Consider the following 26,013-nt stretch of genomic DNA (forward strand, 5'->3'; position numbering starts at 1 on the left):
TTTGGCGCGGCCGGCGCAAGACGCCCCATGCGGCGATCCGCAGCCCCGCCACCTCCAAAAGCTTGGGGCGACAGGGGCTGGCAGCGAACACATTTTCGCGTGCGGGGGCGGCCAAGCCTTGTTGATGACGTTCGGGCACGCAGATTAGGGCGCCATGATCCGCGCTGCCCGCATGTTCCTCCTCGCCTTCCTGCTGTTCTTCGCCCTGCCGCTCGGCGCCCATGCTCTCGTGCAATGGCACGAGCGCGACTGGTCGGCGAACTGGCGCACCGCCGATTGGTCGAGCACCGGCACGCTGCCGGCGGCCGACGCGCATCCCGAGGCCATGGTGCGCATCTACGCCGCCCGCGTCGGCCGCTGGCGCGGCATCTTTGCCGTCCATACCTGGCTGGTGGTCAAGGAGCAGGGCGCGGGCGCCTATGAGCGCTATGACAAGGTGGGCTGGGGCTCGCCGATCCGCCGCAATGGCTACGCGCCGGACGGGCGCTGGTATGGCAACGAGCCGGAGATCGTGTTCGAGGCGACGGGCGCCGCCGCAACCGCGCTGATCCCCAAACTGCGGGCGGCGGTGGCGAGCTATCCCTACCGCCAGTATGGCGACTACCATGTCTGGCCGGGGCCGAACTCCAACACCTTCATCGCCCATGTGGTGCGGCAGGTGCCGGAACTCGCGGTCGCCCTGCCTCCCACCGCCATCGGCAAGGATTTCCCCGTCGCCGGTGACTGGATCGCGCTCGCCCCCTCGCGTACCGGGCTCAGCCTGTCGCTCGGCGGCTATGCGGGCGTGACGCTGGCCTGGGTCGAGGGGATCGAGGTCAACCTGCTCGGCGCGGTCGCCGGGCTCGACATCCGCCAGCCCGGTATCAAGCTGCCCGGATTTGGTCGCATCGGCATTTGATCTTTTGCCGATACCGCGCGTTCATCTTCTCCGCGCATCCTGCACGCGATGCCGCGCTTCCGGGAGGAACCATGTTCGACCAGCCTGCCCCCCTTCGTGCCCTGCGGGGTGTCCGTACGCTTCTTGCCGGCGCCATCGCCTCCGTCCTCCTCGCCGCGTCGCCTGCCCTTGCCGCGACCTGCGGCAATGACGCCTCCGGCTTCGACGCCTGGATGGGCGAGTTCCGCCGCGAGGCGGTCGCGCAGGGCATCGCGCCCGGAACGCTGCGCGTGCTCGACGGCGTGACCTACGACACCAAGGTCATCAGCCTCGACCGCAACCAGAAGCACTTCAAGGTGAGCCTTGAGGAGTTCATCAAGAACCGCATTTCCAAGGGGCGCATCGCCAAGGGCCGGCAGATGCTCCAGCAATACGCCTCGACGCTGGCCCGTATCGAGCGGCAATATGGCGTGCCCGGCCCGATCCTCGTCGCGATCTGGGGCATGGAGACCGATTACGGCGTGAACATCGGCAAGATGCCAATCCTGCGCTCGCTCTCCACCCTCGCCTATGACTGCCGGCGCACCGATTTCTTCACCCCCCAGCTGCTCGACGCGCTGCGCATCTACCAGCGCGGCGACCTCACGCTCGACGAGATGCGCGGCGCCTGGGCCGGGGAGATCGGCCAGACCCAGTTCCTCGCCAGCTCCTATGTGAAGTTCGCCGTGGACTTCGATGGCGACGGCCGCGCCGACCTGGTGCGCAGCGCCCCCGACGTGCTCGCCTCCACCGCCAACTATCTGCGCGGCTATGGCTGGCGCGCCGGCGCCGGCTGGGGTCCGGGCGAGCCGAACTATCAGGCGCTGCTCGGCTGGAACAAGGCGGAAGTCTACGCCAAGGCGCTGGGCATCTTCGCGCAGCAGCTCACGCAGTAGATCGAGGCTCCGTCATCCCGGCCGAAGCGCAGCGCAGAGCCGGGATCGCGCGCCGCCCTCAGGGGAACACGATCCCGGATCGGTCTTCGGCCGTCCGGGATGACGGCATGAGCGGAGCCACCCCTTCATCGCGCTTCCTGATGTGAGGCGCACACTGAAACGAAAATCCCCGGGCGCGAGCCCGGGGATTTTCGTTTCAGTGCAAGGGTTCATGCGGGGGTCGCAGGGACCCGCCGCCTACTTCTCCGGCAGGTTGGTGCGGATGTGCAGCTCGCGCAGCTGCTTCGGGCTCGCCTCGTTGGGGGCGCCCATCAGGATGTCCTGCGCCTGCTGGTTCATCGGGAAGATCGAGATCTCGCGCAGATTCGTCACGCCGCAGAGCAGCATGACGATGCGGTCGACGCCCGCCGCCATGCCGCCATGGGGCGGCGCGCCGTACTGGAAGGCGCGGTACATGCCGCCGAAGCGGTCGATCACCGTCTGCTCGTCATAGCCGGCGAGCTCGAACGCCTTCACCATCGCCTCGGGGCGGTGGTTGCGGATGCCGCCGGAGGCGATCTCGTAGCCATTGCAGGCGATGTCGTACTGGAACGCCTTGATGGTCAGCGGGTCCTGACCGTTCAGCGCGTCGAGACCGCCCTGCGGCATGGAGAAGGGGTTGTGCGAGAAGTCGACCTTCTTCTCGTCCTCGTTCCACTCATAGAACGGGAAATCGACGATCCAGGCCAGTTCAAAGCGGTCGAAATCGACCAGCTTCAACTCCTCGCCCACCTTGGTGCGCGCAGCGCCCGCGAACTTGACGAACTTTTCCGGGTTGCCGGCAACGAAGAAAGCGGCATCGCCGGCGCCAAGGCCGAGCTGCGCGCGGATCGCCTCGGTACGCTCCGGGCCGATATTGTTGGCGAGCGGGCCGGCGCCCTCCCCGCCTTCGCGCCACATGATGTAGCCGAGCCCGGGCTGACCTTCGCCCTGCGCCCATGAGTTCATGCGGTCGCAGAAGGCGCGCGAGCCACCGCCCGGTCCGGGAATGGCCCAGACACGGTTCTTCTCGTCTTCCAGCAGGCGCGCGAATACCTTGAAACCCGAGCCGCGGAAATGCTCGGAGACATCCTGCATCTCGATCGGGTTGCGCAGATCCGGCTTGTCGGTGCCATATTTCTGCATCGACACGGCATAGGGAATGCGCGGCCAGTCTTTCGTGACCGGCTTGCCCTCGGCGAACTGCTCGAACACGCCGGTGATGACCGGCTCGACGGCGGCGAAGACGTCTTCCTGCTCGACGAAGCTCATCTCGAGGTCGAGCTGGTAGAACTCGCCCGGCAGGCGGTCGGCGCGCGGATCTTCATCACGGAAGCAGGGGGCGATCTGGAAGTAGCGGTCGAAGCCGCTCATCATGATGAGCTGCTTGTACTGCTGCGGCGCCTGCGGCAGGGCGTAGAACTTGCCGGGGTGCAGGCGGCTCGGCACGAGGAAGTCGCGCGCGCCTTCCGGCGAGGAGGCCGTGAGGATCGGCGTCTGGAACTCGAAGAAGCCCTGCCCCTTCATCTTCGCGCGCATGGCGTCGATGATGGCGCCACGCGTCATGATGTTCTTGTGCAGCTTCTCACGGCGCAGATCGAGGAAGCGGTAGCGCAGGCGCGTCTCTTCCGGGTACTCGACATCGCCGAACACCGGGAGCGGCAGCTCGGCGGCCGGGCCCAGCACCTCGATCTCGGTGGCGTACATCTCCACCTGCCCGGTCGGCAGATCGGGGTTCTCGGTGCCGGCCGGGCGCGAGCGCACGCGGCCATCGACGCGGATCACCCATTCGGCGCGCACGGTCTCGGCCAGCTTGAAGGCTGGGCTGTCGGGATCGACCACCACCTGCGTCAGGCCGTAATGGTCGCGCAGGTCGATGAACAGCACGCCGCCATGATCGCGGATGCGGTGGCACCAGCCGGAGAGGCGGGCCGTGGCGCCGACATCGCTCGCGCGAAGGGCCCCGCAGGTATGGGTGCGATAGCGGTGCATGGGTCTATCCCGAGGCTATTCGCGGGCCAGAGGCCGCACGTCTGAAAACACGTCACCCCTCTCGCGGGGCGCGCGGAGGGGTGCATGCAGGGCTCGGCTTTGTCAAGCGAGACGGGTGCAAGGACGGGGCGCGAACGCCCCGCCCGCACGGCTCACGGGACGTAGCGCAGTTCGAGGCTGGAGACGCCCAGCGCCAGCGAGGCGCCGACATTGCCTTCGACCGAGACGGGGTTAAGCGCATAGGACTTGTCGGAACCGACGAGGACATTGGCGCCGACGCCGACGCCGAGCGCCACATCGCCGGAAACGCCGCCATAGGGGCCGGCCAGCGCGCCGGGGGCCACCTGCTTGGTCAGCGCCAGCACGCCCCAGGTCATCACGCCGCCGCCGGTCACGCCGAGATCGAGGCCGACGCTCTTGATGACGCCGGAATAGCGCTGCACCGGGCTGTTGTCGGACGGGGTGTAGGTGCAGGCGAGTTCCTGCTTGGAGCTGATGATCATGCCGATCGACGCGCCGGCATTGCAGACGAGGACGCCGGTCTTGACGCGATCAGCGGCGCTCGCCGGGACCGCGGCGAGGGCGAGCACGGTGGCAGTGGCGGCGAAAAGCACGTTCTTCATGGGTTTCCCCCCTTGGCACCGGTACCCCGGCATGGAATCGATGGGCCGAAACTAGTCGCCCATGGTTAATGCTTAACCACCGATTCCGGCATGATTGCTGTCGTCTCGCGCGTGCGACTCCGCTAAGAAGCACGCGACATGGATATGATCACCACAACCGACGCCCTCACCGCGGCCTGCGAACGGCTTTCGACCCACCGCTTCGTCACCGTCGACACCGAATTCCTGCGCGAGACCACCTTCTGGCCGAAGCTGTGTGTCGTGCAGATCGCCAGCGCCGACGAGGCGGTGGTGATCGACGCCGTAGCCGAGGGCATCGACCTCGCCCCGTTCTTCGCCCTGATGGCGAATGAGCAGGTGCTGAAGGTCTTCCATGCCGGCCGGCAGGATATCGAAATCGTCTGGCATCTCGCCGGCATCATCCCCCATCCGGTGTTCGACACGCAGGTCGCCGCCATGGTGCTCGGCCATGGCGATTCCATCTCCTATGATCAGCTCGTGCAGCGCCTCACCGGCCATGTGCTCGACAAGTCGCTGCGCTTCACCGACTGGTCGCGCCGCCCGCTCACCGCCGCGCAGATTGCCTATGCCGAGGCGGACGTCACTCATCTGCGCGATGTGTTCCTCAAGCTGGAAGCCGACCTCGCCAAGCGCGGGCGCGCCGATTGGGTCGGCGAGGAAATGGCGGTGCTGACCTCGCCCGAGACCTACCGGCAGGAGCCCGAGCGCGCCTGGGAGCGGCTGCGCTCGCGCGCCCGCAAGCCGAAGGATCTGGCGGTGCTCATGGAAGTCGCCGCCTGGCGCGAGCGCGAGGCGCAGTCGCGCGACATTCCCCGCTCGCGCATCCTCAAGGACGACGTGATCGGCGAGATCGCCAGCCAGCACCCGAGCAGCGTCGAGAAGCTCGGTCAGCTCCGCTCCATCCCCAAGGGGTTCGAGCGCTCCCGCTCGGGCGAGCAGATCGTCGAGGCGGTAAAGGCCGGCCTTGCGCGCGACCCCAAGACGCTGCCGCGCATCGAGCGCGACAAGCCGCTCTCCAACGGCGCCTCGGCGACGGTCGAACTGCTGAAGGTGCTGCTGCGCATGACCTCCGAGCAGCACGGCGTCGCCGCCAAGGTCATCGCCACGGTGGACGATCTCGAGCAGATCGCGGCGGACGACGCCCCGGACGTGCCGGCGTTGCATGGCTGGCGGCGCGAGCTGTTCGGCGAGCAGGCGCTGGCGCTAAAGGCCGGCCATCTGGCGCTCGCCATGCAGCGCGGCCGGGTCATCGCTGTCGAGCGGTGAGACGATCGGCGGGCCTCGGCCCGCCGAGATCTGGCTTCAGTCTGTCGCCACCGCGAAGTCGCGGCCGATCAGCCGGGCGAGTGTGCGCAGCCGTGTGAGCACGCGGTCGCTGCCGAGCAAAGCGAGGTCGCCCTTCAGCCTCAGCACCAGCTTGCCCCGTTCCACCGCCAGCGGCGCGATGGGCAGCGTGCCCGGCATGGCGGCGGAGAGGATATAGGCCACCCGCATCGCCGCGCCGAGGATGCGCGCCCGGTCGAGCAGCCGCGCCGAGACCAGCTCGCGAATGCGCGGGGAGAGATCCTCGTCCACCAGCCCGGCATGGCGGTAATAGATCGCCAGCGCGAGGAAGGCGCGGCCCGGATGGTCCACGCCGATGAAGGCGGCATGGGCGATGAGGTTGAGGCTCTGCTCCTCCCGGTAATCGGGATGCGCGCGCCAGCTGATGTCGGCGAGCAGGCAGGCGGCGTGGCGCAGGCGCTTTTCCTCCACCGTCTCGTCAATGCCGGAATGCGCCATGAAGCGGTCGGTCCAGTCGATCAGCTCCCAGCCATGGGCGGGGGAACGCGAGCGGACATTATTAAGTTCGGCGGTAGCGGCGATCAGCGGATCGGTCGGCTTGTCCTCAGGCGGCAGCAGCTCATAGAGCAGCCCCTCGCGGACGCCCTGCGCCGAGATGAAGATGTTCTCCGGCTTGCCGACCCGGATGACATGCTCCAGCACCAGCGCGCCATAGGCGAGCAGCGGGCGGCGGCTCTCCGACACCGTGTCGATGCGCGAGAGCGTGTCGATCGGCACGCGCAGCACCAGCCGGCAGAATTCCAGCGCCTCGCGGGCGGGAATGACATAGCCGTGCATCACGTGCAGCGGGTAGCCGCGCTGGAACATGTGCAGCCGCGCCAGCGCGCGCCAGGTGCCGCCGACCGCGTAGAAGGTGCGGCCCTTGAGATGTTCGAGGTGACGCTCCTTGGCGAGCGCGTCACGGACGATCTTCACCGCCTTCTTGATCGAGCGGCCGGAGGTGTCCTGCAGCGCGAGGCCGCCCAGCGGGAAGGTGATGCCCGAGCCGATGCGCTGGCCGTGAACGTCGGCAAGCTCCAGCGAGCCGCCGCCGAGGTCGCCGACCACGCCATTGGCGTGATGCACGCCGGAGAGCACGCCGAGCGCGGATAGTTGCGCCTCGCGCTTGCCGGAGAGCAGCTCGACCTCGGTGCGGCAGATCTCGGCGCAGGTGGCGATGAATTCCGGCCCATTGGAGGCGTCGCGCGCGGCGGCGGTGGCGAGCACATAGAGCTTGGCCACGCCCATGCGGTCGCACAGCACGCGGAAGCGGCGCAGCGTCGCCAGCGCTTTCTCCACCGCGTCGGCGTTGAGCCGCCCGGTGGTCAGCACTTCCCGGCCGAGGCCGCAGGACGCCTTCTCATTGAACAGCGGCGTCGGCGAGCGCGACAGGCGCTCATAGACGACGAGACGGACCGAGTTGGAGCCAATGTCGATCACGGCGATCGGGCCATCGGCGGCGGGGCGCATTTCCGCCCCGCTGACGGTGTCGCTCATGCGCTCACGAACGCTCGCGACGGCGGACGAGGCTTCTTGGCGAAGATTCTTTAAGCGACTTGCCACGTCCCGACAGACTCGGATTGGTCATGAAATACTTCTGGGCGTTGAATTTTTCCTCGCCCTCGCCGGCCACTATGCGTTCCGACGAGCCATCCGACAAGATGCGCCAGCTCTGCTGGGTGTCCTGCAGGTTGGCGACCATGATCTGGTCGAGGATCTGCATGTGCACCGTCGGGTTGGTGATCTGGCAGAGCGCCTCGACGCGGCGGTCGAGGTTGCGCGGCATGAGATCGGCCGAGGAGATGTACATCGCCGCCTCGGGGCTCGGCAAGCCATGGCCGTTGCCGAAGCAGTAGATGCGGCCATGTTCGAGGAAGCGGCCGACGATGGACTTGACCCGGATATTCTCCGAGAGGCCCGGCACGCCCGGCCTGAGGCAGCAGATGCCGCGCACCACGATATCCACCGGCACGCCGTTCTGGCTGGCGCGGTAGAGCGCGTCGATGATCATCGGATCGACCAGCGAGTTCATCTTGAGCCAGATCGCCGCGGGGCGGCCGGCCTTGGCGAATTCGCCCTCGGCGGCGATGTGGTCGAGAATGCGCTTCTTCAGCGTCAGCGGGGCGATGGACATGGTCTCCAGCTCCGCCGGCTCGGCATAGCCGGTGATGAAGTTGAAGATGCGCGCCACGTCCCGCCCGATGGCCGGGTCGGCGGTGAAGAAGGACAGGTCGGTGTAGATGCGCGCGGTGATCGGGTGATAATTGCCCGTGCCGACATGGCAGTAGCTCGCCAGCGTGCCGCCCTCGCGGCGCACCACGAGCGAGAGCTTGGCGTGGGTCTTCAGCTCCAGGAAGCCGAACACCACCTGCACGCCCGCGCGCTCCAGGTCGCGCGCCCAGCGGATATTGGCCTCCTCGTCGAAGCGCGCCTTCAGCTCCACCAGCGCGGTCACCGACTTGCCGGCCTCGGCCGCCTCGGCCAGCGCCTTGATGATCGGGCTGTCGGAGGAGGTGCGGTAGAGCGTCTGCTTGATGGCGACGACGTTGGGATCGCGCGCCGCCTGCCGCAGGAACTGCACCACCACGTCGAAGGACTCATAGGGGTGGTGAACCACCAGATCCTTCTCGCGGATCGCCGCGAAGCAGTCGCCGGCATGGTCGCGGATGCGCTCGGGGAAGCGCGGATTGTACGGCTTGAACTTGAGGTCCGGCCGGTCGACGCCGACGAGCTGGCTGAACTCGTTCAGCGCCAGCACGCCGTGGACCAGGAAGATCTCATCATCGGCCACGCCGAGCTCGCGCGCCACGAAGATACGCAGCTCTTCCGGCATGGTGGATTCGACTTCCAGCCGGATCACCTGGCCAAGCCGGCGGCGCTTCAGCGCCGTCTCGAACTGGCGCATCAGATCTTCCGCCTCTTCCTCCACTTCGAGGTCGCTGTCGCGGATGACACGGAAGCCGCCGAGGCCGCGCACCTGATAGCCGGGGAACAGGCGGCCGATGAACAGGCCGATCATCTGCTCCAGCGTGATGAAGCGCATGGCGCCGTTCGCGCCGTCCGGCAGGCGCACGAAGCGGTCGATCTTGGCGGGCACGCGGATCAGCGCGTTCATGGTGCGCCCGTCGCTGATGCGCGCGAGCTGCAGCGCCAGCGAGAAGCCGAGATTGGGGATGAAGGGGAAAGGATGCGCCGGGTCGATGGCGAGCGGGGTGAGCACCGGGAAGACGTGGCTCAGGAAGAACTCGTCGAGCACCGCCCGGTCGGCCTTGTCCACATCCGAACCGTCAACCAGCGCGACGCCGGCCTCGGTCAGAATGCCGCGCAGTTCCAGCCAGCGCGCCTGCTGGTCCTCGCCGAGCTCGGCCACCGCCGCGCCGATGAGCGGAAGCTGCTCGGCGGGGGTCAGCCCGTCCGGGCTCCGGCCGCCATAGCCCTCGCGCACCTGCTCCTTGAGGCCGGCGACGCGGACCATGAAGAATTCGTCGAGATTATTGGCGGAGATGGAGAGAAAGCGCAGCTGCTCCAGCAGCGGGTGCTCGCGGTTGGAGGCTTCCTCCAGCACGCGGCGGTTGAACTGCAGCCAGGACAGCTCGCGGTTGATGAAGCGGTCGGGCGACGCCATCAGCTCGGCTTCGAGCGGCACCGGCGTTACCGGCTCATGAACGGTGAGTTGCCCCAGTTCCACATGCGCCACAGCCGGCGCTTCCGCTTCGCTCACCGTCAACCCTCCATCCTCGGCGCGGGCGGCGCCTGCGACCGTCTCCTGAGCGGGGGCGGCCTTGGCACGGACCCGCCGCTTCGTCGGGCGGGAAGGTCGCCGCGCTTCGTGACGGCTGGATGACATGGCGCACCTTAAGCTTGGGTCAATGTTCAGGAATTCCGCCCGTCCGCGCCGTTCGGCACGGCAGCGGATGAAAGCTCCCGCTCCCGAAGGAGTTCGGAAGCGAGCGCGCGCGTCAAGGGCCTCTTGCGCGCCAGCGCCTCGCGGTCGAGCGCGGCCACGACCTCGCGCACCCCGGCGATGGAGCGCTCCACGCGCGGCAGCAGGAAGGCGAGCAAGGCTTCATCCGGGGCGATCTGCCGGTCGGCGAACAGTTTCACCGCCACCGCGGCCAGCAGCGCGTCGTCCGGTGGGCCGAGCGCCACGGAAGGCATGGCCCGCAGCCGCGAGGCAAGATCGCGGATGGTCATGCCGGCGGCGAGGGTGCCCGGCGCCCGGCGGGCGGTGAGCAGCACGCGGGCGTCCTGCTCCTTGGCGAGATTGACCAGATGGAACAGCGCCGCCTCGTCGAGGGACCCTTCCCCCAGATCCTCCACCACCAGCGCGCCGCTCGCCAGAAGCCCTGGCAGCGCGTCGATGGCGAGATCGCGCGCGGGCACCACCGGCCCCCCGCTGATCGCCGCGAAAATGGCGGCAAGGTGCGACTTGCCCGCCCCCTCCGGCCCGACCAGCGCCACCAGCGGTGCCGGCCAGTGCGGATAGGCGTCGATCAGCGCCAGCGCCGCATCATTGGACGGCGCCGGCAGGAAATCGTCGCGCGAGCGGCTGTCGGCATGCGGCAGGTCGAGCGGCAACTGGCGCGCGGTCATCGCTCAGCGCACCCGGCGGTCCGAGATGGCGGGAAGGCCCGGCACGGGCGCCGGCGGGGCGAGGCTCTCCGGCGCCTGCTCACCGGTATAAAGCGGGCTCTGGAGATACTGGTCGATAGCGAAGCGCACTAGCACGCCCGCCGCCGCCGCCAGCGGCACCGCCAGCAACAGGCCGAGGAAGCCGAGCAGATAGCCGAAGGCCAGCAGGGCAAACATCAGCCACACCGGGTGCAAACCCACGCTGTCGCCCACCAGCTTGGGCGAGAGGATGTAGCCCTCGACGAACTGGCCGAACACGAAGATGCCGATGATAGCGCCGATCATCCAGTAATCCGGGAAGAACTGCACGATGGCGACGCCGGTCGCCAGCACCAGCCCGGTGAGCGAGCCGACATAGGGGATGAAGGTGATGATCCCCGACACGAAGCCGATGACGAAGCCGAAATTCAGCCCCGCCATGGTGAGGCTGATGGCGTAGAAGCTGCCGAGGATGAGGCAGACCAGCGACTGGCCGCGCACGAAGCCGGCGATCGCCCGGTCCATGCGGCAGGCCAGCGTGCGGATCACCGGGCGGTTGTGGACCGGGAGCCAGCTATCGACCTTCTCCACCATGTGGTTCCAGTCGTTGAGGATGTAGAAGGCGACGACGGGCGTGATGACCAGCAGCGAGAACACCGAGATCAGCGCCTGCCCGCCGGTCCAGATCGACTGGATAAGGCTGAGCATGTAGCTCGCGCCCTGCGACACAAGCTCGTTCAGGCCCTCTCGGATGGCCGGCATCCGGTCGCCGACGAAATTGCGCAGCCACGCCGCGTCTTCGCCCGCCATCAGGTTCTGGAGTTTCAGGATGTATTCCGGCAGGCGCTGGATGAAGGCGGCAAGCTGCGAGCCGAAGATCGGCAGCACCAGCAGCATCAGCAGGATGGCGAGCATCAGCGTGAGCGCGATGGTCGCCAGCGAGGCCACCAGCCGGTTGACACCCCACTGCTCCAGCCGTGTGGTGACGGGGTTCAGGAAATAGGCGAGCGCGAGGCCCGCCACGAAGGGCAGCAGCACGCTGGACAGCAGCCAGGCGGCGAGAATCACCAGAACCAGCGCCGTCACCCAGAACGTCACCTGCTTGTGCCAGGCCATTCATCTTCCCTTTCGGAACGAACGCCCTTCCGCAGGGCGACGCGTGCTTTCTCCATACAGGATAATTGCGGCAGCGCTCATGCAGAAGCCGCGCCAAGGCAGACGGTTCCCGCCATTCACAGGGGGAGGCGTGCGGCGGGTGAATAGGCGGCACGGCGCTGCCAGAGCCCGCCGAAGGTCGTGACGCGGCGTGCGGTGACGGGGCGGCGTGGGTGTGGCACAAGGCGGCGGTCACGTTCCCGGTGCCCGCCATGCCCGCTTCCGCCAAATCCGCCGCCTCGCGCAAATCCCCCGCCGATCCGGCCACGCCGTCTTCCGGCCTGCGTGCCTCTGTCGTCACCTCCGCCGTGGTGGCGGCTCTGGTCGGCTTTGGCGGCACGCTCGCGCTGATCGTCGCGGCCTCGCAGGCGGTGGGCGCGACGCCGGGCCAGACCGCCTCAGCGGTGATCGGGCTGTGCCTGTCCATGGCGCTCACCAGCGCTTTGCTGGGCTGGCGCCACAAAATGCCGATCATCACCGCCTGGTCGACACCGGGCGCGGCGCTGATCGCCGGCTCGCACGGGCTCTCCATCGAGACGGCGGTGGGCGCCTTCCTGCTGGCCGGCCTGCTCATCATCGTCACCGCCGCGGTGAAGCCGCTCGGCACGCTGGTGCAGCGCCTGCCGGTCGCCATCGCCGCCGCCATGCTGGCGGGCGTGCTGTTCCGCTTCTGCACCGCCGTCTTCACCGCCGGCCAGGCGGACCCGATGCTGGTGCTGCCGCTGGTGCTGATCTTCCTCGTCGCCCGCCGCATCAACCCGTTCGGCGCGGTGCTGGCGATCCTCGTCATCGGCATCGGCCTCGCCTTCCTGCTCGGGCGCGTCGGCCCGCTGCCCGAGGTGGCGCTGCTGCCGCGCGTGGAGTTCATCTGGCCGGCGTTCGACATGGAAGCGCTGATCGGCATCGGCCTGCCGCTCTATGTCGTCACCATGGCCTCGCAGAACCTGCCGGGCCTCGCCGTCCTGCAAGCCGCCGGCTACAAGCCGCCGACGCCCTCCATCCTCGCCGTCACCGGCCTCGCCTCGGTGCTGACCGCGCCCATCGGCTCGCTCACCTCGAATCTCGCCGCCATCACCGCCTCGATCTGCACCGGGCCGGACGCGCATCCCGATCCCCGCCAGCGCTGGCAGACCACGCGCTTCTACGCGCTGGCCTATCTCGTGCTCGCGGCGGGCGGCGCCTCGGTGGTCGCGCTGATCGCCGCGCTGCCGCCGAGCCTGGTGGCGACCTTCGCCGGGCTCGCGCTGCTCGGGCCGCTGCTGAACGCGCTGGGCACCGCCATGGGTGACATTCCCCTGCGCTTTCCCGCCGTGCTGACGCTGGCGGTCACCGCCTCCGGCGTCTCGCTGCTCGGCATCGGCTCGGCCTTCTGGGGCCTGGTCGCCGGCCTGATCGCGCTGGGGATCGACCGCGTGGGGCGGCGGGTCTAAGGCCGAAGCGTTTACGCTGGGCCCCGGATCATCGGTGCGCTGGCGCGCACCTTGTCCGGGGAACGTGCAACGCCGTGTCCCGGACCAGCGACGCCGCAGGCGGAGCGCCGATCCGGGACCTAGCGCAAAGTCCTTCGGCCGAATCCGAATTCCCGCTCAAAAACGTCCCCCGCCTTGCCCCGTACGGGATAAGCGGTTAATCCGCGAGCATCTTCCGAAAAGACCAGAGCAGCCCCCGATGAGCGACACCGAAAAAGGCCTCAGCTACCGCGATGCGGGCGTCGATATCGATGCCGGCAACCGGCTGGTCGATCTCATCAAGCCGCTGGTCAAGGCGACCCGCCGCCCCGGCGCGGATGCGGATATTGGCGGCTTCGGCGGGGTGTTCGACCCCAAGGCCGCCGGCTTCAAGGATCCGCTGATCGTCGCCACCACGGATGGCGTCGGCACCAAGCTGAAGATCGCCATCGAGACCGGCCGGCACGAGACCATCGGCATCGACCTCGTCGCCATGTGCGTCAACGATCTCGTGGTGCAGGGCGCCGAGCCGCTGTTCTTCCTCGACTATTTCGCCACCGGCAAGCTGGCCCCCGAGGTCGGCGCGACCATCGTCGCCGGCATCGCCAAGGGCTGCAAGGAATCCGGCTGTGCGCTGATCGGCGGCGAGACCGCCGAAATGCCCGGCATGTATTCCGATGGAGATTATGACCTCGCCGGCTTCTCGGTCGGCGCGGTCGAGCGCGGCGAGCTGCTGCCCTCCCCGAATGTGCGCCCCGGCGACGTGCTGCTCGGCCTCGCCTCCTCCGGCGTGCATTCCAACGGCTATTCGCTGGTGCGCCGCATCGTCGAGGTGTCGGGTCTCGCCTGGGATGCGCCCGCCCCCTTCGCGACGGACAAGACCCTCGGCGAGGCGCTGCTCACCCCGACCAAGCTCTATGTGAAGTCGGCGCTGTCGGTCATCCGCGGCACCGGCAAGGTGAAGGCGCTCGCCCACATCACTGGCGGCGGCCTCACCGAAAACCTGCCGCGCGTGCTGCCCAAGGGCACGGTCGGGCGCATCGACCTTTCCGGCCTCACCCTCCCGCCCGTCTTCCGCTGGCTGGCGCAGGTCGGCAAGGTGGCGCCGGAGGAGATGCTGCGCGCCTTCAACTGCGGCATCGGCATGGTCGTTGTCTGCGCCCCGGAAGATGCCGAGACGGTCGCCGACGCCTTCGCCAATGCGGGCGAGGAAGTGGTGCATCTCGGCGCGATTGAACCGGGTGAAGGCGCCGCGCACACGGTCTATGACGGCACGCTCGCCGTCGACGCCCCGCTCTGAAGGCCGCCCTCATGACCAAGCCCCGCGCGGCCGTCCTCATCTCCGGGCGCGGCTCCAACATGATGTCGCTGATCGAGGCGGCGGCGGCGCCGGACTACCCGGTCGAGATCGCCTGCGTCATCTCGAACCGGCCGGACGCGCATGGCCTTGCCCGCGCGCAGGCCTGCAACATCCCCACCCGCACGGTCGACCACAAGGCCCATGCCGACCGCGCCGCCTTCGACGCCGCGCTGCAGGCGGTGCTGGAGGAGGAGCAGGTGGACCTCGTCTGCCTCGCCGGCTTCATGCGCCTGCTCACCGCCGGCTTCGTCGAGGGCTGGCAGGGGCGGATGATCAACATCCACCCCGCCCTGCTGCCGAGCTATAAGGGCCTGCACACCCATGAGCGTGCGCTGGCCGACGGGGTGAAGATCCACGGCGCCACCGTGCATTTCGTCACGCCGGAAATGGATGTCGGGCCGATCATCATGCAGGCCGCCGTGCCGGTGCTGGAAGGCGACACGCCCGATACGCTGGGCGCCCGCGTGCTGGCGCAGGAGCATGTGATCTACCCCGCGGCGCTGCGCCTCGTCGCCGAGGGCCGCGCCCGCATCGACGGCGCGCGCGTCGCCATCGACGCGTTCGAGGTCGCCGCGCCGGCGCTGGTGGTGCCGCCCGCCGGCTAGGTCAGGCGATGCCGACCGCCTTCACCGTCGGCGCCTCCCCCTCCACCTCTGCTCGGGCGGCGATGGACACCTCCATCCCCGTCATCTCGGCATTGCCATAGATCGTCGCGAAGGCGGCATCCGCCGCGTCGTGCCCGACACCGATGCGCACCAGCCCCTGAAGCGCGGCCTTGCGGGTGGGATCGAACAGATACCACGCGCCATCGAGATAACACTCGAACACCGCATGGAAATCCGGCGGATCGAGCTGCCACGCATAGGCGCTGGCGAAGCGTGCCGGGATGCCCAGCGCGCGGCAGAAGGCGATGCCGAGATGGGCGAAATCCCGGCACACGCCGGCGCGCTGGACCATGATGTCATAGGCCGAGGTCTCGGAACTGGTGCTGCCGCTCACATAGTCGACATTCTCATAGATCCAGTTGCAGATCGCGGTGACGCGGGAATGCCCGCCCGGCAGATCGCCGAATTCGCGGTAGGCGAAGCGCGCCAGACGGTCGGACTGGCAGTAGCGGCTTGGGTTGAGGAAGGTCATCACCTCCAGCGGCAGCTCGGCCACCGGCGTCTCGCGCACCTGCGTAGGGTCCGCTTCGTGCATGGCGAGTTCGACGGTCGCGTCATAGGCGACCGTAAAGGTGCCCGGCTCGACGATGGCGCGCACCAGCCGCGTGCCGCCCTCGGTCTCGAAGCGGTCCACCGCGACCGCGGGGCTGAGATCGAGCGTCTCGGCGAGGATCTTCTGGTTGCGCAGCGCCGCCGCCTCGATGTTGAGGATGAAGACGGTTCTGTCGCGCACCTCATAAGCGAGGCGCGCGGCGACGGAGAATGTCATGGCGTTTGTCCGGTTGAGCGGGGATCGTCGCGAAGACGCGCATGCGGACACTTGGTTCCATGGGAGTACCGCCGGCCTGATGCGCGCCACGGGCGCGGCGGGACAAAAGCGCGTCCGGCCCGCGTTTGCGAACATCGCGTGGGCGGTAATGCGCATTGCCGCCCAACGGCATGGCGGGCAGGTTGCGGGCCAAGAAACGTACCGCTGAATCGCCCGAGGAAACGCCATGCCCGCGCCTGCTGCCAGCGACACCGAGAGCTATGACTACATCATCGTCGGCGCCGGTTCCGCCGGCTGCGTGCTGGCAAACCGGCTCTCGGCCGATCCGAAGAACCGGGTTCTGGTGCTGGAGGCGGGCGGGCGCGACAACTGGATCTGGTTTCACATCCCCGTCGGCTATCTCTTCGCCATCGGCAATCCGCGGGCTGACTGGTGCTTCAAGACGGTCGCCGAGCCGGGGCTGAACGGGCGGGCGCTGAACTACCCGCGCGGCAAGACCATCGGCGGCTCCTCCGCGATCAACGCCATGATCTATATGCGCGGTCAGGCCGGCGACTATGACCATTGGCGCCAGCTCGGCCTCACCGGCTGGGGTTGGGACGACGTGCTGCCGATCTTCAGGAAGCACGAGGACCACTATCTCGGCGCCGGCGAGTTCCACGGCGCGGGCGGCGAGTGGCGCGTCGAGTTTCCCCGACTTACCTGGACGCTGCTCGACACGGTGCGCAAGGCGGCGGAGGAAGCCGGCATCGCCTCCATCCCGGATTTCAACACCGGCGACAATGAAGGCTCGTCCTATTTCCAGGTGAACCAGAAGCGGGGCTTTCGCTGGAGCGCCGCGCGCGGCTTCCTCAAGCCGGTGCTGAAGCGCGGCAATCTCCGGCTGGAGACGGGGTGCCTCACCGAGCGCGTGTTGGTGGAGAATGGCCGGGCCACCGGTGTGGTCTATCGCCAGAACGGGGTAACGCGCACCGCCCGCGCCAAGGGCGAGGTGATCCTCGCGGCCGGCGCCATCGGTTCGCCACAGATCCTGAAGCTCTCCGGCATTGGCCCGGCGGCGGAGCTGGCCAGACATGGCATCACTGTGGTCCGCGATGTGCCCGGCGTCGGCGCCAATCTGCAGGACCATCTGCAATTGCGGATGATCTACAAGGTCACCGGCGTGCCGACGCTGAACGAGCAGTATCACTCGCTGTTCGGCCGGGCGAAGATGGGGCTCGACTTCGCGCTGTTCCAGCGCGGGCCGCTCACCATGGCGCCCTCGCAACTCGGCATCTTCACCCGCTCACGGGCCGAGGTGGAACGCGCCGACCTCGAATTCCACGTCCAGCCGCTCTCGCTCGGCAAATTCAGCGAGCCGCTGCACACCTTCCCGGCCTTCACCATGAGCGTGTGCAATCTGCGCCCGACCAGCCGGGGCGACCTGACCCTCGCCAGCGCCGACCCCGCGGCGGCGCCGCGCATCCGCCCGAACTATCTGGCGACCGACGAGGACCGGCAGGTCGCCGCCGACAGCATCCGCGTCGCCCGCCGCATCGTCGGACAGAAGGCGCTGGCGCCCTACCGGCCGGACGAGATGCTGCCGGGCCCGAGCATCGACGACACGCCCGAGGCGCTGGCGCGGGCGGCCGGCGACATCGGCACCACCATCTTCCACCCGGTCGGCACGGCGAAGATGGGTTTGCCCAGCGACCCGATGGCCGTCGTCGACGAACGGCTGCGGGTGCTCGGCATTGGCGGGCTGCGGGTGGTGGATGCCTCGATCATGCCAACCATCACCTCGGGCAACACCAATTCGCCGACCATCATGATCGCGGAGAAGGCGTCGGGGATGATCCTGGAGGACGGGCGGGCTTAAGTCGCCACCTCGTCATCCCGGACGGCCGGCAGGCCGATCCGGGATCGCGTCACGGATGGAAAGCGATCCCGGGTCTACGGCTTCGCCTTCGGCCGGGATGACCCACAGCGAAAGCTACGGCGCCAGCAGCACCTGACGGCAGGCGGGTGGCAGATCCTTCAGCATCATCGGCTGCGGGGGCTTCACCGGCTCCTTGGGCGGCTTGGGGTTGATGTTGCCTTCCGAGAACCACCAGTCCAGCTCGCTGCCGCAGCCCTCGCCGGGCGTCACCGGATCCTGCGCGCGGCAGTCCGGGCTGCCATCCGGGCACGCGATGCGGACATGCATATGGTAGTCGTGCCCCCAATAGGGACGCACCTTCTGCAGCCACGAGCGGTCGCCCGTCGCGTCGCGGCACAGCGCCTTCTTGATGGCGGCGTTGACCAGCACCCGCTCCACCGCCGGATCCTGCGCCGCCGCGCGGATCACCGCGATATGGCCGGGCGTCCAGACCTTGGCGTCGACGTCGAGCCGATCCTGCCGCACGATCATGGTGGCGGCGACCTTTTCGCGCTCGTCCTTGGTGAATTCGCGCTTGGGCATGGGGGTGAGCCAGATATCGGCATCGAGGCCGATCTGGTGCGAGGCATGGCCGGTCAGCATCGGCCCGCCGCGCGGCTGCGACATGTCGCCGACGAGGATGCCCGGCCAGTTCGAGACCTGCGGCACCTTGGCGGCGAAGCGCTCAAGGAAGGCGATCAGGTCCGGGTGGCCCCAATTGCGGTTGCGGGACAGACGCATGGCCTGCCACGTCTTGCCATTGACCGGCAGCGCCTGCGCCCCGGCGAGGCACCCCTTGGAGTAGAAGCCGATGGAGCGCGTCGCCATCTCTGCGGGCTCCTTGGCGGCGCCGAAGAGCTGCTTGGCCGGGGTGGTGTCGGCGGCGGACTGCGCCCAGGCCGTGCCCGCGACCAGCAGTCCCACGAGGGCAAAAGCAAGCGCGCGCCGCACCGGCTCAGCTCATCGCCTGCGAGAGCACGACGAAGTTCTTGTCCGTGCGCGTCTGTGCCGGCGCGGCGAGATCGGTGATGAACAGGGTGGAGCCCGGCACCAGCAGCTTGGCGAGCTGCTGGTTGGCTTCCGGCGCGACGGTGACACGGTTGATCGCCGCCGTCGCCTTGCCCGCCGCCCCGCCATTGCCCTCGAAGGACACGGCGGTCCAGGAAACTTCGCCACCGACCTGCTTGAGCACATAGACGACATTGCCAAGCGGCGTGCCGGGATCGGTGATGGTGACCGGCGCGCGCAGCACTTCGGCGGCATCCTTAAGCACGACAAGCTGCTTGTCCGCGCCCGAGACGATCATCGACACCGCATCCTGTGCCGGGTTCGGCGCGGCGGCGGTATCGGGCGTGCCATTGGCATTCTTCGGCGCATCGGCCTGAATGGCGGTGGTGGCGTCGGCCGGCATGACGAGGCCGGGGTGCAGCACATCCACCGGCTGGGAATGCGCGTCGGCGATGATGACCGGCGTGCCGTAATGGGTGACGCCGAAGACCAGTTTGGCGAATTCCAGCGGCAGGTGCACGCAGCCATGCGAGGACGGGTAGCCCGGCAGCCCGCCCGCGTGCAGCGCCACGCCTGACCAGGTGAGACGCTCGGTGAAGGGCATGGAGGCATCGTCATAGATCGACGAGTGGTGGTCCACGTCCTTCTGCAGGATGGTGAACACACCGACCGGCGTCGCATGCCCTTCCTTGCCGGTCGAGCAGGTCGAGACGCCGATGCGCACGCCATTGCGGTAGACGTAGCAGCGCTGGTCCGGCAGCGAGACGATGATGGCGACGAACCCGTCCGGCGCGCGGTCGGGATACCAGACATACTGGCCGGGCTTGAGGGCATCCACCTCGGTGAGGCGCGCTTCCTGCCCCAGCGCCTCCCACGGCGTCATCAGCCCAAGGGCCGTGCCCCCGACAAGGCCGAGCGCCGCGCGGCGCGTCAACGGCAAGGGACGATCAGGGCGCATGGCGAATCTCCGCGTCGGGATCTCGCCACCTTATAGCCGGGGGCCATGGTGGGCGCCATCTCGGCACAGCCCGCGCCGTGGCTGGTAACGGGAAGCTGATGTCAAACAAGTTCCGCAGCGTTCCACCAACCGACGCAGCACTCGTCTTGTGTTGCGGACCGATTTCATAGGGAACGTAAAGCTAACCCGCTCGTTCTCCTGACATGCAGACGTTCAACGAGGAGAGACAGACTATGGAAAGCACGCAGCACAATCTCGCCGCCGCCGAAACCATGACGCTGATCGGCTCCGACAAGGTCGAAGGCACGGCGGTGTACCGCCCGGATGGCGAGCGCATCGGCTCGATCGAGCGGGTCATGATCGACAAGCTCAGCGGCCAGACCGCCTATGCGGTGATGAGCTTCGGCGGTTTCCTCGGCTTTGGCGAGGACTACTATCCCCTGCCGTGGTCGCTGCTGAAATATGACGAGAGCCTCGACGGCTATGTCGTCGACCTCACCGATGAGCAGCTCAGCGGTGCGCCGCATCACGCGAGCTCGGATGACCGCTCCTGGGCGGATCGCGACTGGGATCGCAAGGTGAACGACTATTATCAGGTGCCGCCCTACGTCATCTGACGCGGAGCCTCCTGACAGCAAAAGGCCGGGCGCGAGCCCGGCCTTTTCGTATGCCGTCGTATTTCGCGCGTCGGGCGCTCAGTCGTCGACCTTGAGCGCGGCGATGAAGGCTTCCTGCGGGATCTCCACCCGGCCGAACTGGCGCATCTTCTTCTTGCCCTCCTTCTGCTTCTCCAGCAGCTTGCGCTTGCGGCTGATGTCGCCGCCATAGCACTTGGCGGTCACATCCTTGCGCAGGGCCTTGATGGTCTCGCGGGCAATGATCTTGGCGCCAATCGACGCCTGGATCGGAATCTGGAACAGGTGCTGCGGGATCAGGTCCTTCAGCTTCTCGCACATGGCGCGGCCGCGATATTCGGCGCGCGTGCGGTGAACCAGCATGGACAGCGCGTCCACTGGTTCGGAATTGACAAGGATCGACATCTTCACGAGGTCGCCGACACGGTAGTCGGTGATCTGGTAGTCGAAGGAGGCATAGCCCTTCGAGATCGACTTCAGCCGGTCGTAGAAATCGAACACCACCTCGTTCAGCGGCAGGTCATAGGTGACCATGGCGCGCGAGCCGACATAGGTGAGCTCGATCTGGTTGCCGCGACGGTCCTGGCAGAGCTTGAGCACGCTGCCGAGATAATCGTCCGGCGTCAGAATGGTGGCGCGGATCCACGGCTCGCGGATTTCCTTGATCTTGACCACGTCCGGCATGTCAGCCGGATTGTGCATGTCGAGCACCGTGCCATCGTTCATCTCGATCTCGTAGATGACCGAGGGGGCGGTGGCGATAAGGTCGAGGTTGAACTCGCGCTCCAGCCGCTCCTGAATGATTTCCAGATGCAGCAGGCCGAGGAAGCCGCAGCGGAAGCCGAAGCCGAGCGCGGCCGAGGTCTCCATCTCGAAGGAGAAGCTGGCATCGTTGAGGCGCAGCTTGCCCATGGCGGCGCGCAGATCCTCGAAGTCGGCGGCGTCGACCGGGAACAGACCGCAGAACACCACCGGCTGCGCCGGCTTGAAGCCCGGCAGCGCCTCGGCGGTCGGGCGCTTTTCCTCGGTGATCGTGTCGCCGACGCGGGTATCGGCGACTTCCTTGATCGAGCCGGTGAGGAAGCCGATCTCGCCCGGGCCGAGCTGCGACATCACGGTGAGCTTGGGCGTGAACACGCCGACGCGGTCGACGTCATAGACCGCCTCGGTGCGCATCATCTTGATGCGCTGGCCCTTCTTCATCACGCCATCGACGATGCGCACGAGCACGACGACGCCGAGATAGACGTCGTACCAGCTATCGACCAGCAGCGCCTTGAGCGGCGCGTCGCGGTCGCCCTTGGGCGGCGGCAAGCGGGTGACAATGGCCTCCAGCACATCGGGAATGCCGATGCCGGTCTTGGCGGAAATCATCACCGAATTCGAGGCATCGAGACCGATCACGTCCTCGATCTGCGCCTTCACCTTGTCCGGCTCGGCGGCCGGCAGGTCGATCTTGTTGAGGACCGGGACAATCTCGTGATTGTTGTCGATGGCCTGATAGACATTGGCCAGCGTCTGCGCCTCGACGCCCTGCGAGGCGTCGACCACCAGCAGCGAGCCCTCGACGGCGGCGAGCGAACGGTTCACCTCATAGGCGAAGTCGACATGGCCGGGCGTGTCGATGAGGTTCAGGACGTAGTCCTTGCCGTCCTTCGCCGTGTAGGACAGGCGCACGGTCTGCGCCTTGATGGTGATGCCGCGCTCGCGCTCGATATCCATGCTGTCGAGCACCTGCTCGGACATTTCGCGCTCCGACAGCCCGCCGGTGATCTGGATCAGGCGGTCGGCGAGAGTCGACTTTCCATGGTCGATATGGGCGACGATGGAGAAGTTGCGGATGTTGGAAATCGGCTCGGTGCTCATGGGCGCGCAATAGCATTGGCGGCAGGTCGCCACAAGGCACGGGCGCCGCCCGCGACCTTGCGCGCTGGCATATGATCGACCACAGTCCCGCCCGCCGTTGCCGCCCGCTCATTTCCAGGAGCCCCCATGCCGAGCCTTAAGGTCGCCGTCGTTCCCGTTACCCCCTTCCAGCAGAACTGCTCCATCGTCTGGGACGAGACGACCAAGCGCGGGGCGGTGATCGATCCGGGCGGCGACCTGCCGCGAATCCTCGCGGCGCTGGAGGAACTGGAGGTCACGGCGGAAAAGATCGTGCTGACCCATGGCCATATCGACCACGCGGCCGGCGCGGCAGAGCTCGCCGAGACGTTGAAGATCCCGGTCGAAGGCCCGCATGAGGGCGACAAGTTCCTGCTCGACGACCTGCCGGTCGCCGGCGAGCGCACCGGTATTCCCGGCCGCGTGGTGACGCCGAACCGCTGGCTGAACGAGGGCGACACGGTGGAGATCGGCGGGATCGACTTCGACGTGCTGCACGTCCCCGGCCACACGCCCGGCCATGTCGTGCTGGTGAACCGCGACAACAAGCTCGCCATCGTCGGCGACACGCTGTTCCAGCGCTCGGTCGGCCGCACCGATTTCCCCTATGGCGACGGGCCGCTGCTCATCAAGGGCATCAAGGAGAAGATCCTGCCGCTGGGCGATGCCTTCACCGTCCTGCCCGGCCATGGCAGCGCCACGAACATCGCGCTGGAGAAGCGGACCAACCCCTTCATCCGGTGATGTGACGCTACCGCGAGCGGCACGCAAACGTGACTCGCCCTAACGTCAACCCGCGCCATGATGCTCCGGACGCCTGCCCGGAGCCCTGCCCATGCCGAGCCCGTTTCCGCGCCTTTTCGCCCTCGCCCTGCTCGCCCTCGCAGCGCCCCTGTCGGTGGCGCCTGCACAGGCCCAGGCCGAGCGGTGCCCGAAGCTGGTGGCGACGAGCCCCTTCCTCTCCCCGCCCCGCCTGACGGCGATCCCGGCGGCGATGCCTGGGGAACGCGAGGTGAGCCTGACCTTTGTCGGGCACGCCACCTTCCTGATCGAGACCGCCGGCGGCGTGACGCTCGCAACCGACTACAACGACTATGTCCGCCCGAGCGTCGTGCCGCGCGTGGCGACGATGAACCGGGCGCATTCGACGCATTACTCGCTCAACCCCGATCCGGGAATCGAGCGCGTGCTCAAGGGATGGCGCGAGGACCGCGATCCCGTGCATTACGACCTTGAGGTCGGCGACCTGTGGATCGGCAATCTGCCGACCAATATCCGCGACTGGGAAGGCGGCACGATCAAGAACGGCAATTCGATCTTCATCTTCCGCGCCGCCGATCTGTGCATCGCCCATCTCGGCCATCTGCACCACACGCTGACGCCCGAGGATCTTGGCGCGCTCGGGCGGATCGACATCGTGCTGGCGCCGGTGGATGGCAGCTACACGCTGGACGTGGACGGCATGGTCGAGGTGCTGAAGGCGCTGGAATCGCCGGTCGTCATCCCCATGCACTTCTTCAACCCGAGCACGCTGGAGCGCTTCCTCGCCAAGCTCGCGGACAGCCGCTACACGATCGCGCGCCAGCCGACGCCCACCGTGGTGCTCTCCCGCGCGAGCCTGCCGACCATGCCGACGGTCATGGTGCTACCGGGAAGGTGACGACATTGCCGCCCGCGCGCCGCGCCGCCTGGCGCAGCATCCAGGTCGCCGCACGCGCAGCCTCCATCGGGTAGCCGAACAGATAGCCTTGCGCGAGGTTGCAGCCGAGCAGGTGCAGCGAGGTGCGCTGCGCCTCATTCTCGATGCCCTCCGCCAGCACGCCCATGCCAAGCTCGCGCCCGAGCGCGATCACCGCATGGACGATGGCGCGGTCGGCGGCCGAATGCTCCATATCCGCGATGAAGCTGCGGTCGATCTTGATGACATCGACCGGCAGCCGCCGCAGATGGGTGAGCGAGGCGTGGCCAGTGCCGAAATCGTCGAGCGCGATGCTGAAACCCGCTCTGCGTAGCGCCGAGAGCGTATCCACCACCACCTCGCCGCTGCGGCCCAGCGTGACGGTTTCCGGCACCTCGAACTCGATATGGGCCGGCGTCAGCCCGGCGGCGCTCACTGCCTCGCGCAGATGATCGGCAAGCGCCCGGTTGCGGAACTGGTTGGCGGAGAGATTGACCGCCACCCGGCCGGGATCAAGCCCATCGTCGATCCATTGGCGGACCTGCGCGCAGATGCGGGCAAACATCGCCGTGCCGATGGGCGCCATGAGGCCGACGCTTTCAGCCGCTGGGATGAACAGGTCCGGCACCAGCAGGCCGCGGGTGGGATGGCGCCAGCGCAGCAGCGCCTCGAAGCCCTTCGGCACCAGCGTCCCGAGTTCCACGATCGGCTGATAGAACACCTCGAACTCGTCCCGCTCCAGCGCGGCGGTGAGGTCGAGGATGCACTGGTGGCGCTCATCGGCCTCGCGGCGCATGCCGATGTCGAAATGGCGCACGCGTCGACCATTCTCGGCCTTGGCGGCGTAGAGGGCGAGATCGGCATTGCGCTGGAGCGCGTCCGGCGTCGCGCCGTCCTCCGGCCAGGCGGCGATGCCGAAGCTCGCCGCCATGCTGAACACAGTGCCCGTGGCCGGGTCGGCAATGGGCTGGCTCAGACGCAGGTCGATCTCGCTGGCCCGGCGGCGCAGCACCTCGACATCGACCAGATGGGTGAGCAGCACCGCGAATTCGTCACCGCCGAGCCGGGCGGCCACATCCTCCGGCCGCAGGCTCGCGCGCAGCCGCACGCCGATCTCGCGCAGCACCGCGTCGCCGGCCGCGTGGCCATAGGTGTCGTTCACCTCCTTGAAGCTGTCGAGGTCGCACATGATGAGCGCCCCGGCAGAACCCGGCCGTTCCATGGCGGCCTGGAGCTTCTCCTGGAAGCAGACGCGGTTGATCAGGCCGGTCATGGTGTCGTGGGTGGAGAGGTAGTCGGAGCGCGCGCGCTCCTCCACCCGCTCGGTGATGTCGCGCTCATTGACCAGAAGGCTCACCCGCCCGCTCACCGGGTCGGTAGTGGTCCGCAGGTCCATGCCGTGCCAGCGCTCGCCCGCGCTGGTCGCCACCCGGAACTCGCCGGAGACCATCCGGCCCATGAAGGCATCGGTCCGCGCCGGATCATGCTCGAAAGCCTCCCGCCAGATGGCCTCGCCCGCGGCGCGGTCGCAAAAGCTGTCGAGAAACCGGTGATCATCATCGGCATAGGTGCGGGAGGCGACGGGGTTGCGGAACATCACCTCCCCGCTTTGGCCATAGAGCGTCACCAGCACATTCGTGTGCCGCAGCGCCTCCACGCCGCGCAGCTCCTGCGGCTCGACCTGCGGTACGGTCGCCTCGACCAGCATGCCGACATGGCCATTGGAGAGGCGCACACCGCTCATCAGGCAGTCGACGGTGAAGGGTCGGTCCTTGGGGTAGAAGGTCCAGCGCTCGGTGAAGACCTCACCGGCAGCGATCCGCTCCATGGTGCGGCCAAGCCGGGCGCGGATGGCCTCCGAATGCGGGGTGAAATCGCGGGTAAAGAACTCCGCCTCCTCGCCCGGCTCCACCCGCCAGAGCTCCCGCGCCGCGGCATTGGCGTAGAACTTCCGCAGCGTGACGAGATCGAGAATCCATACTGGCCGGTACAGCAGATCGAATCCTTCCGGCCGGCACTCCGGCAGGGATGGCGACGGACGAATGTCGACGTCAAACGGCATGGGCGATCACGGGCAAGACGCAACCCTTCCCATGAATATGGGGGATTCTGTTCCACCATACACGGGGGGCATGTCATTCATTGCCCAAAGTTTC

General features: G+C 67.7%; 21 protein-coding genes. 10 read left to right on the forward strand and 11 right to left on the reverse strand.

Annotated elements, in window-relative coordinates:
- Positions 1 to 154: 154 nt before the first annotated feature.
- Both AncyloWKF20_RS08120 and AncyloWKF20_RS08125 read left to right on the forward strand, forming a co-directional pair.
- Positions 155 to 898 (forward strand): DUF3750 domain-containing protein, encoded by a 744-nt coding sequence (locus AncyloWKF20_RS08120; RefSeq protein WP_279317365.1) that lies wholly within the window; start codon positions 155 to 157, stop codon positions 896 to 898.
- Between the two features lie 71 nt (positions 899 to 969).
- Positions 970 to 1,812 (forward strand): lytic murein transglycosylase, encoded by an 843-nt coding sequence (locus AncyloWKF20_RS08125; RefSeq protein WP_279317366.1) that lies wholly within the window; start codon positions 970 to 972, stop codon positions 1,810 to 1,812.
- Positions 1,813 to 2,049: 237 nt separating this feature from the next.
- On the opposite strand, the gene aspS is transcribed toward AncyloWKF20_RS08125, so the two are convergent.
- Both aspS and AncyloWKF20_RS08135 read right to left on the reverse strand, forming a co-directional pair.
- Positions 2,050 to 3,822, reverse strand: coding sequence for an aspartate--tRNA ligase (gene aspS / locus AncyloWKF20_RS08130; protein WP_279317367.1), 1,773 nt, complete (start codon positions 3,820 to 3,822; stop codon positions 2,050 to 2,052).
- Between the two features lie 152 nt (positions 3,823 to 3,974).
- Positions 3,975 to 4,445 (reverse strand): DUF992 domain-containing protein, encoded by a 471-nt coding sequence (locus AncyloWKF20_RS08135; RefSeq protein WP_267581957.1) that lies wholly within the window; start codon positions 4,443 to 4,445, stop codon positions 3,975 to 3,977.
- Positions 4,446 to 4,583: 138 nt separating this feature from the next.
- Between AncyloWKF20_RS08135 and rnd the strand changes: the two genes are divergently transcribed.
- Positions 4,584 to 5,732, forward strand: coding sequence for a ribonuclease D (gene rnd, locus AncyloWKF20_RS08140; protein WP_279317368.1), 1,149 nt, complete (start codon positions 4,584 to 4,586; stop codon positions 5,730 to 5,732).
- 36 nt (positions 5,733 to 5,768) lie between these two features.
- Here the strand turns inward: rnd and ppx are convergent, their stop codons facing one another.
- Genes ppx through AncyloWKF20_RS08160 form a run of 4 tightly spaced genes read right to left on the reverse strand, consistent with a single transcriptional unit; the run spans position 5,769 to position 11,516 of the window.
- Positions 5,769 to 7,286, reverse strand: a complete 1,518-nt coding sequence (gene ppx, locus AncyloWKF20_RS08145) for an exopolyphosphatase (protein ID WP_279317369.1) — start codon at positions 7,284 to 7,286, stop codon at positions 5,769 to 5,771.
- A 4-nt stretch (positions 7,287 to 7,290) separates the two neighbouring features.
- The gene (locus AncyloWKF20_RS08150; RefSeq protein ID WP_279317370.1) at positions 7,291 to 9,636 is read right to left on the reverse strand and encodes an RNA degradosome polyphosphate kinase; all 2,346 of its coding nucleotides are present in this window, start codon (positions 9,634 to 9,636) and stop codon (positions 7,291 to 7,293) included.
- 26 nt (positions 9,637 to 9,662) lie between these two features.
- Positions 9,663 to 10,382, reverse strand: a complete 720-nt coding sequence (locus tag AncyloWKF20_RS08155) for a DnaA/Hda family protein (protein ID WP_279317371.1) — start codon at positions 10,380 to 10,382, stop codon at positions 9,663 to 9,665.
- Between the two features lie 3 nt (positions 10,383 to 10,385).
- The gene (locus AncyloWKF20_RS08160) at positions 10,386 to 11,516 is read right to left on the reverse strand and encodes an AI-2E family transporter (protein WP_279317372.1); all 1,131 of its coding nucleotides are present in this window, start codon (positions 11,514 to 11,516) and stop codon (positions 10,386 to 10,388) included.
- A 320-nt stretch (positions 11,517 to 11,836) separates the two neighbouring features.
- Between AncyloWKF20_RS08160 and AncyloWKF20_RS08165 the strand changes: the two genes are divergently transcribed.
- The 3 genes from AncyloWKF20_RS08165 to purN all read left to right on the forward strand — a co-directional run bounded on the left by AncyloWKF20_RS08165 (position 11,837) and on the right by purN (position 14,968).
- Complete coding sequence (locus AncyloWKF20_RS08165; protein WP_279317910.1) at positions 11,837 to 12,985, forward strand: benzoate/H(+) symporter BenE family transporter; 1,149 nt, start codon at positions 11,837 to 11,839, stop codon at positions 12,983 to 12,985.
- 238 nt (positions 12,986 to 13,223) lie between these two features.
- Positions 13,224 to 14,303 carry a phosphoribosylformylglycinamidine cyclo-ligase gene (purM, locus tag AncyloWKF20_RS08170; protein ID WP_279317373.1) on the forward strand — a complete coding sequence of 360 codons (1,080 nt, stop codon included), beginning with the start codon at positions 13,224 to 13,226 and terminating at the stop codon, positions 14,301 to 14,303.
- A gap of 11 nt (positions 14,304 to 14,314) precedes the next feature.
- A complete protein-coding gene (gene purN, locus AncyloWKF20_RS08175; RefSeq protein WP_279317374.1) occupies positions 14,315 to 14,968 on the forward strand; it encodes a phosphoribosylglycinamide formyltransferase in 654 nt (217 codons plus the stop codon).
- 1 nt (position 14,969) lies between these two features.
- Here purN and AncyloWKF20_RS08180 read toward each other — a convergent pair whose 3' ends face one another.
- Positions 14,970 to 15,797, reverse strand: coding sequence for a transglutaminase family protein (locus AncyloWKF20_RS08180; protein ID WP_279317375.1), 828 nt, complete (start codon positions 15,795 to 15,797; stop codon positions 14,970 to 14,972).
- Positions 15,798 to 16,023: 226 nt separating this feature from the next.
- Between AncyloWKF20_RS08180 and AncyloWKF20_RS08185 the strand changes: the two genes are divergently transcribed.
- On the forward strand, positions 16,024 to 17,655 hold the full coding sequence (locus AncyloWKF20_RS08185; RefSeq protein ID WP_279317376.1) for a GMC family oxidoreductase N-terminal domain-containing protein: 1,632 nt from the start codon (positions 16,024 to 16,026) through the stop codon (positions 17,653 to 17,655).
- 114 nt (positions 17,656 to 17,769) lie between these two features.
- Here AncyloWKF20_RS08185 and mepA read toward each other — a convergent pair whose 3' ends face one another.
- Together mepA and AncyloWKF20_RS08195 are read right to left on the reverse strand one after the other, a co-directional pair.
- Positions 17,770 to 18,618 (reverse strand): penicillin-insensitive murein endopeptidase, encoded by an 849-nt coding sequence (mepA, locus tag AncyloWKF20_RS08190; protein ID WP_279317911.1) that lies wholly within the window; start codon positions 18,616 to 18,618, stop codon positions 17,770 to 17,772.
- 31 nt (positions 18,619 to 18,649) lie between these two features.
- Entirely contained in the window at positions 18,650 to 19,660 is a 1,011-nt protein-coding gene (locus AncyloWKF20_RS08195) for a L,D-transpeptidase (RefSeq protein ID WP_279317377.1), read from the reverse strand.
- A gap of 233 nt (positions 19,661 to 19,893) precedes the next feature.
- Between AncyloWKF20_RS08195 and AncyloWKF20_RS08200 the strand changes: the two genes are divergently transcribed.
- A complete protein-coding gene (locus AncyloWKF20_RS08200; RefSeq protein ID WP_267581944.1) occupies positions 19,894 to 20,277 on the forward strand; it encodes a PRC-barrel domain-containing protein in 384 nt (127 codons plus the stop codon).
- A 78-nt stretch (positions 20,278 to 20,355) separates the two neighbouring features.
- On the opposite strand, the gene lepA is transcribed toward AncyloWKF20_RS08200, so the two are convergent.
- A complete protein-coding gene (lepA, locus tag AncyloWKF20_RS08205; RefSeq protein WP_279317378.1) occupies positions 20,356 to 22,161 on the reverse strand; it encodes a translation elongation factor 4 in 1,806 nt (601 codons plus the stop codon).
- 126 nt (positions 22,162 to 22,287) lie between these two features.
- On the opposite strand from lepA, the gene AncyloWKF20_RS08210 reads away from it, so the two are divergent.
- Both AncyloWKF20_RS08210 and AncyloWKF20_RS08215 read left to right on the forward strand, forming a co-directional pair.
- Positions 22,288 to 22,923 carry an MBL fold metallo-hydrolase gene (locus AncyloWKF20_RS08210; RefSeq protein WP_279317379.1) on the forward strand — a complete coding sequence of 212 codons (636 nt, stop codon included), beginning with the start codon at positions 22,288 to 22,290 and terminating at the stop codon, positions 22,921 to 22,923.
- A 91-nt stretch (positions 22,924 to 23,014) separates the two neighbouring features.
- Complete coding sequence (locus tag AncyloWKF20_RS08215; protein ID WP_279317380.1) at positions 23,015 to 23,839, forward strand: MBL fold metallo-hydrolase; 825 nt, start codon at positions 23,015 to 23,017, stop codon at positions 23,837 to 23,839.
- Here AncyloWKF20_RS08215 and AncyloWKF20_RS08220 read toward each other — a convergent pair.
- The gene (locus tag AncyloWKF20_RS08220; RefSeq protein WP_279317381.1) at positions 23,817 to 25,919 is read right to left on the reverse strand and encodes a bifunctional diguanylate cyclase/phosphodiesterase; all 2,103 of its coding nucleotides are present in this window, start codon (positions 25,917 to 25,919) and stop codon (positions 23,817 to 23,819) included. The two genes, AncyloWKF20_RS08215 and AncyloWKF20_RS08220, sit on opposite strands and share 23 nt — an antisense overlap.
- Positions 25,920 to 26,013 lie beyond the last annotated feature (94 nt).

The organism is Ancylobacter sp. WKF20 (assembly GCF_029760895.1).
Taxonomy (GTDB): domain Bacteria; phylum Pseudomonadota; class Alphaproteobacteria; order Rhizobiales; family Xanthobacteraceae; genus Ancylobacter.

Excerpts from the sequence above, each read along its gene's own strand:
- AncyloWKF20_RS08220 (WP_279317381.1), bottom strand. The coding sequence starts at position 25,919 with ATGCCGTTTGACGTCGACATTCGTCCGTCGCCATCCCTGCCGGAGTGC.
- AncyloWKF20_RS08160 (WP_279317372.1), bottom strand. The coding sequence starts at position 11,516 with ATGGCCTGGCACAAGCAGGTGACGTTCTGGGTGACGGCGCTGGTTCTG.
- AncyloWKF20_RS08155 (WP_279317371.1), bottom strand. The coding sequence starts at position 10,382 with ATGACCGCGCGCCAGTTGCCGCTCGACCTGCCGCATGCCGACAGCCGC.
- AncyloWKF20_RS08185 (WP_279317376.1), top strand. The coding sequence starts at position 16,024 with ATGCCCGCGCCTGCTGCCAGCGACACCGAGAGCTATGACTACATCATC.
- ppx (WP_279317369.1), bottom strand. The coding sequence starts at position 7,286 with ATGAGCGACACCGTCAGCGGGGCGGAAATGCGCCCCGCCGCCGATGGC.
- aspS (WP_279317367.1), bottom strand. The coding sequence starts at position 3,822 with ATGCACCGCTATCGCACCCATACCTGCGGGGCCCTTCGCGCGAGCGAT.
- AncyloWKF20_RS08125 (WP_279317366.1), top strand. The coding sequence starts at position 970 with ATGTTCGACCAGCCTGCCCCCCTTCGTGCCCTGCGGGGTGTCCGTACG.
- purM (WP_279317373.1), top strand. The coding sequence starts at position 13,224 with ATGAGCGACACCGAAAAAGGCCTCAGCTACCGCGATGCGGGCGTCGAT.
- AncyloWKF20_RS08180 (WP_279317375.1), bottom strand. The coding sequence starts at position 15,797 with ATGACATTCTCCGTCGCCGCGCGCCTCGCTTATGAGGTGCGCGACAGA.
- AncyloWKF20_RS08210 (WP_279317379.1), top strand. The coding sequence starts at position 22,288 with ATGCCGAGCCTTAAGGTCGCCGTCGTTCCCGTTACCCCCTTCCAGCAG.
- AncyloWKF20_RS08150 (WP_279317370.1), bottom strand. The coding sequence starts at position 9,636 with ATGTCATCCAGCCGTCACGAAGCGCGGCGACCTTCCCGCCCGACGAAG.
- rnd (WP_279317368.1), top strand. The coding sequence starts at position 4,584 with ATGGATATGATCACCACAACCGACGCCCTCACCGCGGCCTGCGAACGG.
- purN (WP_279317374.1), top strand. The coding sequence starts at position 14,315 with ATGACCAAGCCCCGCGCGGCCGTCCTCATCTCCGGGCGCGGCTCCAAC.
- AncyloWKF20_RS08200 (WP_267581944.1), top strand. The coding sequence starts at position 19,894 with ATGGAAAGCACGCAGCACAATCTCGCCGCCGCCGAAACCATGACGCTG.
- lepA (WP_279317378.1), bottom strand. The coding sequence starts at position 22,161 with ATGAGCACCGAGCCGATTTCCAACATCCGCAACTTCTCCATCGTCGCC.
- AncyloWKF20_RS08195 (WP_279317377.1), bottom strand. The coding sequence starts at position 19,660 with ATGCGCCCTGATCGTCCCTTGCCGTTGACGCGCCGCGCGGCGCTCGGC.
- AncyloWKF20_RS08215 (WP_279317380.1), top strand. The coding sequence starts at position 23,015 with ATGCCGAGCCCGTTTCCGCGCCTTTTCGCCCTCGCCCTGCTCGCCCTC.
- AncyloWKF20_RS08135 (WP_267581957.1), bottom strand. The coding sequence starts at position 4,445 with ATGAAGAACGTGCTTTTCGCCGCCACTGCCACCGTGCTCGCCCTCGCC.
- AncyloWKF20_RS08120 (WP_279317365.1), top strand. The coding sequence starts at position 155 with ATGATCCGCGCTGCCCGCATGTTCCTCCTCGCCTTCCTGCTGTTCTTC.